Source organism: Candidatus Stygibacter australis (genome assembly GCA_030765845.1).
Classification (GTDB): domain Bacteria; phylum Cloacimonadota; class Cloacimonadia; order Cloacimonadales; family TCS61; genus Stygibacter; species Stygibacter australis.
The window spans coordinates 1-6,970 of record JAVCDJ010000050.1 but is presented as its reverse complement, the minus strand read 5'-3'; the positions used below and the strand labels follow the sequence as shown (position 1 = coordinate 6,970).

At 39.2% G+C, this 6,970-nt stretch carries 5 protein-coding genes; all 5 read right to left on the bottom strand.

Going from position 1 to position 6,970, the window contains the following annotated elements:
- On the bottom strand, positions 1-756 hold a 756-nt coding region (gene recO, locus RAO94_03190; GenBank protein ID MDP8321340.1), incomplete at its 3' end, for a DNA repair protein RecO.
- Complete coding sequence (locus RAO94_03185) at positions 737-2,770, bottom strand: ABC transporter permease subunit/CPBP intramembrane protease (protein MDP8321339.1); 2,034 nt, start codon at positions 2,768-2,770, stop codon at positions 737-739. The genes recO and RAO94_03185, both read right to left, overlap by 20 nt.
- On the bottom strand, positions 2,757-3,527 hold the full coding sequence (locus RAO94_03180) for an ATP-binding cassette domain-containing protein (GenBank protein MDP8321338.1): 771 nt from the start codon (positions 3,525-3,527) through the stop codon (positions 2,757-2,759). The genes RAO94_03185 and RAO94_03180 overlap by 14 nt, the downstream gene beginning before the upstream one ends.
- Positions 3,528-3,538: 11 nt before the next feature.
- A complete protein-coding gene (locus RAO94_03175; GenBank protein MDP8321337.1) occupies positions 3,539-4,816 on the bottom strand; it encodes an ABC transporter permease in 1,278 nt (425 codons plus the stop codon).
- The coding region (topA, locus tag RAO94_03170; GenBank protein ID MDP8321336.1) for a type I DNA topoisomerase at positions 4,816-6,970 on the bottom strand (2,155 nt) is incomplete at its 5' end. The genes topA and RAO94_03175, both read right to left, overlap by 1 nt.

Here is a 6,970-nt window from a genome sequence, read left to right as displayed (position 1 = left end):
AGTTGAATTAATAAGTTTTAGGCTTTTGAGATTAAAGTGATCATTGAAATGAAGGTTCAGATGTGACATTAGAATGCGGGTGATTTGTGTGGCAGCTGAGGAAGATATTGAGATTTCATGCAGCTTGTTACCAATTGATGGCAGGATCTTTAATAATTCCCTTTCTTCGGTTGTCAGAGTTTCAATCATTAGCGGGAAAGTGTCATTTTCACATTGGGAACATATAAATCCCTGCTTTTGGAAGTGATAGCCGTTAAATAGGGATGTTTCTCTACCGCAGGAAACGCAGTGCATGAGGTCAAGAGTGATGCCATTTAGTTCAAATAACCTCAGCAGCAGTCGCCAGAAAAGGGCAATTGAGTTATTATCAAATTTTTGAGAATAGCTAAGGTAGTTTTTGAGTAGGGTAAAATAAGTAGTGGTTTCCTGGGCAGGGATGATCATCTGATCAAAGAGCTCAGCTCCAGCCTGAAGCACGGCAGTAGTATGAAAGTTGGGATTTTCATAGGTTTTTTGGAGTTCACAGGTTTTCAGGATATGCCATTCAGAGTCTTTTTTTCTATGAGTAGAGAATTCCAGTTCTGCCAGTATCTGCAATAAACCGAAGTTAGGATTTTTTGGTTGTCTTACACCTTTTGCCAGTAATGTGATCTTGCCATCCTGTGGAGTGAGAATATTGCAGATAATACTTGTTTCGCGATAGATGACTTTTTTTAGAATAATACCTTGATAAAGATTATCCGGTTGATAGTTCACGAGGAAACTCTTCCGTAGTATTTATCCTATGCAAAAGCCAGCCAATAAAAATAATAGCAGCAATACTGAAAATCAGCAGACTGAACGGAATCTCGCCGGTTTTCATGATATTCGCCATGAAGGGGATTTGATCACCCCATTTTGATAATGCTACTGTAGAGGAATTATGCAGGGCATGAGCCAGCATAGTGATAAAAATACTTTTTGTTTTTATCAGTAGATAACCCAGCCAGATACCCATCAGGGCAGTAGGAAGCAGGCGGAAGAAGTCAAGATGGAAAAGTCCAAAGAGCATGCCAGAAATTAAAATAGCTTTCCAGTTACCAGATTTTTCAAAACCTCTGATCACATATCCGCGGAAAAGCATCTCTTCACAGATAGCTGGTAAAAGAGCAATTATAAAGATAGTTTGCCAGAGGGGCAGTTCATGCAATTGCATGATTTTCTGCATGCTTTCCAGGTATGATTCTGGAATAGGGTAGAGGTAATTTACTATTTGCATGGAATAGGCTGAGATAAAAAATCCCGGGATTGCAGCAGCAGCAGCTAGTAAGAAGTTCAGAGGATTAGTTCCTTGCAGCCGGGCAGCTTTTTTGATATTAGTTCGCGAAAGTTTGTAGATCAAAAGCACTGGCAGAAGTACAAGGAGTACTTCAGTTTTTATCAAGCCGGAAAACAGGTCTTTGGTTTGCCAGGGTGTTCCCAGATAATAAAAGAGCAGCAGAACCAGGAAAAAAACACCAATGACAAACTGAGTTGAGAAAATATCACCCTTTTGTTTGCCCCAGAATTTCAGGCTTTTTTCTTCAGCGGTTCTAAAGAGCACATTTTCTTTTTTAAAGAGATAGATGCTGATCATCACACTCACACCAGCCAGAACCAGGGTGGAGATGATCACAGTAAGATAATGACCAACATTCAGATCACCCAGAAGTAATTCTTTCAACAGGAGTGAGAAATTAATGATAGGGATCAGAGCGTAGCCGTAATTCAGTTCAAATCCGGGGAAAGCACTGATCATGGAAAACATCATACCAATCAATAGAAGAGGTGTCTGGTAAGATGAGCATTCTTTGACATTTCGTGACCAGGTGGAGAGGGATAGCTGGATGGCAGCAAATAATACTGCCAGGGGAACCATAGCGACAAAGATAAGCATGAAGCTCACAATAGGCATTTGAACCTGGCTCATATCCATGTCTGCCATTCCAAGAATGTGCCGGGTAGAAATATACATACTGAAAAGGTTCATAAATACCGTGATAAAGGAAAAAGAGATTATTGTGAGGAATTTTCCTGCCACCAGTTCCAATCGGCTGGCAGCACTCACTAATATCGTCTCCAGAGTTCCTCTATCCTTTTCACCTGCCACCAGATCAGATGCCACAACTGCACCGCTGGAAATGGTCAATATGATCAGCATATAAGCCAGAAATTTACCTAACAGAGCTCCCAGTATCTTTTGCGGTGGGGCAATATTTATAGGTTCCATCTCAATTGCTTGCAGTATTTCGGTTGAAATATCCAGATCATTTAATCTGCGGCTAACTATCTCCCATTTAGTATGTTCAGCGATATCCCTGATCTTTGAATATGCTTTCTGACTTTTTTCATCAGTATTATTAAAATATGCTTCAATTTGCAGCCTTTCATATCCACCGCTGATAGTATCCCGTAGCGAAAGGAAGGCTTGTATATCATTATTTTCAACAAGTTCTTTGAACTGATTGTTCCAACCCTGTTTATCGGTCTTTATCACTTTAAAACTTTCTTCAGTATTTAATTTTGATATCAGTTCATTAGAATCCTGAGAATTTACCTGGTCATATATATAGATGATCTTCTCTGCTTCCTGGAGTTTTGTATCCTGCCTGGTAGCAATCGTGGCAACAAAAATGCTGATGAAGGGATAGAGGACAATTGGCAGTATTATCGATGTGATAATAGTTCGTCGATCCCTAAAGAGATCAAGCATCTCTTTTCTAAAAATAACCAGTATCTTAGTCCAGTTCATTTTCTTCAATTACCTTTGGAGCATCGCAACGAGAGACATAATCAATAAATATATCGTCCAGGTCAGCTTTGTCAGTATCTTCTTTCATTTCTTCCCAGGTGCCTTCTTTAAGCAATCTACCCCGGTGTATCATGACGATCCTGTCAGCAATTCTTTCTGCTTCCCGCATAATATGCGTGGAAAATAATACGCATTTTCCTTCAGTCTTACAGGAATGAATAAAATTGATTATGTTCTTGGCGGTGAGAATATCCAATCCCGCAGTGGCTTCATCAAATATCATCACCGGAGGATCATGGACAATCGAACGGGCTATGGAAACCTTCTGCCGCATTCCCGTAGATAAACTGTCTATTTTTTTATCAAGAAAATCATGCATATCCAGCATTTCATTGATCAATTCAATGCGTTCCTTGATTCGGGATGTTTTCATATCATATAATTTGCCAAAATAGGTAATGAGTTCACGAGCAGTAAGTCTTCGATATAAGCCGGTATCACCAGAGAGAAAGCCTAATCTTCTACGAATTTCCTGAGGTGATTTCAGAAGGTCATACCCACACACGGAAGCTCTGCCTGATGTGGGCTGCAATACTGTGGAAAGCATACGCATTGTAGTAGTTTTCCCTGCTCCATTCACACCTAATAATACTACTATCTCACCAGCATTTGCCGAAAAAGATAAATTATCTACTGCCTTAAGATTATCACCCTCTTTTTGGGGAAATTCCTTAGTTAATTCATCAACTGTAATCAAATTTATCCTCTTTAATCGTTAAAATATATTGCTGTTATGGGATTGATCCTGCTGGCTTTGAAGGCTGGATAAGCTCCACTCACTATACCTATTAATATTGAAAATCCAAATCCAAGAGCGATTCCCTGCCAGGGTAATTCAAATTGCTGGTTTAAGGCATTAGAGATTATCATAATAACAGTTTTGGAAATCAGGGTACCGATGGAAGCAGCAATCACTGCCAGGATTATTGATTCAGAGAGAAAAAGGAAAAATACATCAAATTCTGTGGCTCCAATACTTTTACGGATGCCAATCTCTTTCATCCGCTCACTGATTGAGATAAGCAGAGTACTGAATAAACCAATTCCTCCCACGATCAGCGATATGGAAGCGATTGTGGATAGCGTAATATTGAGCTTTTTCATCATATCTTTAAGCTCATCGGTGATCTTGAACATAAATGCACCTACATCATTGAACTGGAAATCATGAGACATGTTATGCTGTATCAGCATTGTCTGGCGGATAGCATTTTTCATGATCGGGAAATCATGATCACCATACGCCTGGAAATAAATGTAACTTATTGCCCCATTGGAAGAAAGATATCTAGCTGCAGTAGATAGCGGAATATAAACAGCATTTAGATCTCGCTCTCGTTCCCAACGATTAAAATTCATTCCAGCAGTGTAATTCAGTTGATCTTCTCCCAGAACTCCAATAATCCTATATCGCATATTTCCAGCTTTCAGGTATTGACCAAGTGCTCCATCAGGAAAATTCTTTCTGGCAAAATTATATCCCAGAATACATACTTTTAAAGCATCTGAATCTTCCATCCGGTTAAATAATCTTCCTTCAGCAATTTCATAGCTTTTTGAATGAAAGAAGTCATTGTTGGTGGCATTTACCCGAACCCAATCTGATTTATGACCTTGAAACCCAGGTGCACGTTCCCAGCGCTCGATCATGCCGTAAGTATATTTGGTTTCCACTTGATGTGAAAGTATTTCATAATCATCAAAAGAAAGAGGTTTTTTAGAGCGGTTGATATACATAAAGCGTCTGTGACGACTGGAAACAGTGGAAGTGGAATTACCTTCTTCACCAGGATATAAAAGCAATGAATTATTCCAGCCGAGTTGTTCCATGTTTTTCATTACCATACTTTTGATACCATTCACGGCGGAGAACATAGTAATCACTGCAAATACGCCAATCACAATACCAAGCAATGTGAGAGCACTTCTCATCTTGTGTTCAAATATATTACGCAGACTGCTGGATATATTTTCGCTTATATGCATCAGGATTTCCTGGATTTCTTTTTACCTGTATCTCCTGCTGCAGCAATTATCTCTTTGCAATCATCATAGCTGAGATTTTCCGGTTCATAATCGGCTGGTATCTTGATATTTTTACGTCCATAAGAAATATAAGGACCCCATCTACCTTTAAGAACTCTCAGCTTTTCATCTTCAGCGAATTCTTTAATGATCCGATTCTTCTTTTCTTCTTCCTGTTCTTCTATCAGTTTCAAAGCAGAATCAAGATCTACATCATTCAGATTTGTCTTTTTATCCAGAGAGTAGTTATTTTTACCTAATTTGATATAGGGTCCATATCTGCCATTAGCTAATAATACTTGTTCTCCCTGATGTTCTCCCAGCAGGCGTGGAAACTGGAATAGCTTCAAAGCGTCCTGCAATGTGATCTTATCAATGCTTGAATTCTTTGGTAAACTGGCGAAGCGTGGTTTTTCTTCATCATCCTTATCGCCTATCTGGATCATAGGTCCGTATCTGCCTAATCTCGCAACTACTTTGCGACCAGATTCAGGATCTACACCCAGCAATGTCTCACCACTGAATTTCTCAGATTCCTTGCCAGTAACTTCAACCTGCTTATGGAATGATATATAAAAGCGGTCAATCATATCTTTCCATTCCAGATCACCTTCAGCTATTTTATCAAATTCTTCTACAACTGAAGCCGTGAAATTATAATCCATGATATCTATAAAGTACTTGATCAAAAAATCGTTAACTATTATGCCAATATCAGTGGGAAAGAGCTTTCCCTTTTGTACTCCATATTTCTCGCTTTTCAGCTTTTCACTCACATTGCCCTTAGCGAGTTCCAATACACAGATTTTCCTCGTTAATGCCGGCTTATTCAGCTTTTCAACATATTTACGTTTTTGGATTGTAGATATGATAGGAGCATAAGTGGAGGGTCTGCCGATACCTAATTCTTCCAGTTTTCGCACCAGCATAGCTTCATTATATCTCACTGGAGATTGGGTATATTTCTGGGTAGCTATCATTACAATCAAATCAAGAAATTCACCTTGTTTAATCGGGGGAATGGTTTGAACATCTTCTTTACTGCTTCCATTTGTGTCATAAACCTTCAAAAACCCTGGGAATATTATCACTTCTGCTTTTGCAATAAGATTTTCTTCACGAGTGGAAATATCTATCGTTACTGTGGTTCTTTCCAGCACAGCATCACTCATTTGACTTGCCATAGTCCTCTTCCAGATCAGCTTGTACAATTTCTGTTGATCATTAGTGCCTTCTACTTCACGGTTACTGACATAAGTAGGTCGAATAGCTTCATGTGCTTCCTGAGCTCCCTTGCTCTTTGTTTTGTACATTCTCCGCTTATAATAGCGACTGCCAAAGTCAGCGATAATCTCTTTCTTGATTGTACCCAAAGCCAGTTCACTCAATGTTACTGAATCTGTTCTCATATAAGTTATCAATCCAGATTCATATAACTGCTGGGCAACCAGCATAGTTTTTGCAACAGTAAATCCCAACTTTCTGCTGGCATCCTGTTGAAGGGTGGAAGTTGTAAATGGGGGAGGAGGGACTCTCTTTCCTGGTTTTGTCTCAATATTATTAACTTGATATTTTGCTGGAATACAGTCAGTTAAAAATTTCTCTGCCGTGTCCTTTTCACCAAGATTCTCTGAACCTTCCGCTTTTAATACACTTTCACCAACCTGGAAATCTGCATTTACTTTAAAATATTCTTCTTCCTGAAAGTTTTTGATCTCATTTTCTCTATCAACAACCAATCTTGTTGCCACAGATTGAACTCTGCCGGCACTTAATTTTGGCATTACTTTTCGCCACAATAAAGGTGATAATTCAAAACCTACAAGCCTGTCCAGGATTCTACGAGCCTGCTGTGCATCCACAAGGTTCTGATCAATTTTGCGGGGATTTGCGATTGCCTCAAGGATAGCTTGTTTGGTTATTTCATGAAATACAATTCGGTTAACTTTTTTCTCATCCAGATGCAAAGCCTTCAAAAGATGCCAGGATATGGCTTCACCTTCGCGGTCTTCGTCAGTTGCCAGCCAGACAGTTTCTGCTTTATCTGACAATTCCCGTAATTCTTTCACTATTTTCTTCTTATCTGAACTCGTTTCATAAGCTGGCTCATAATTA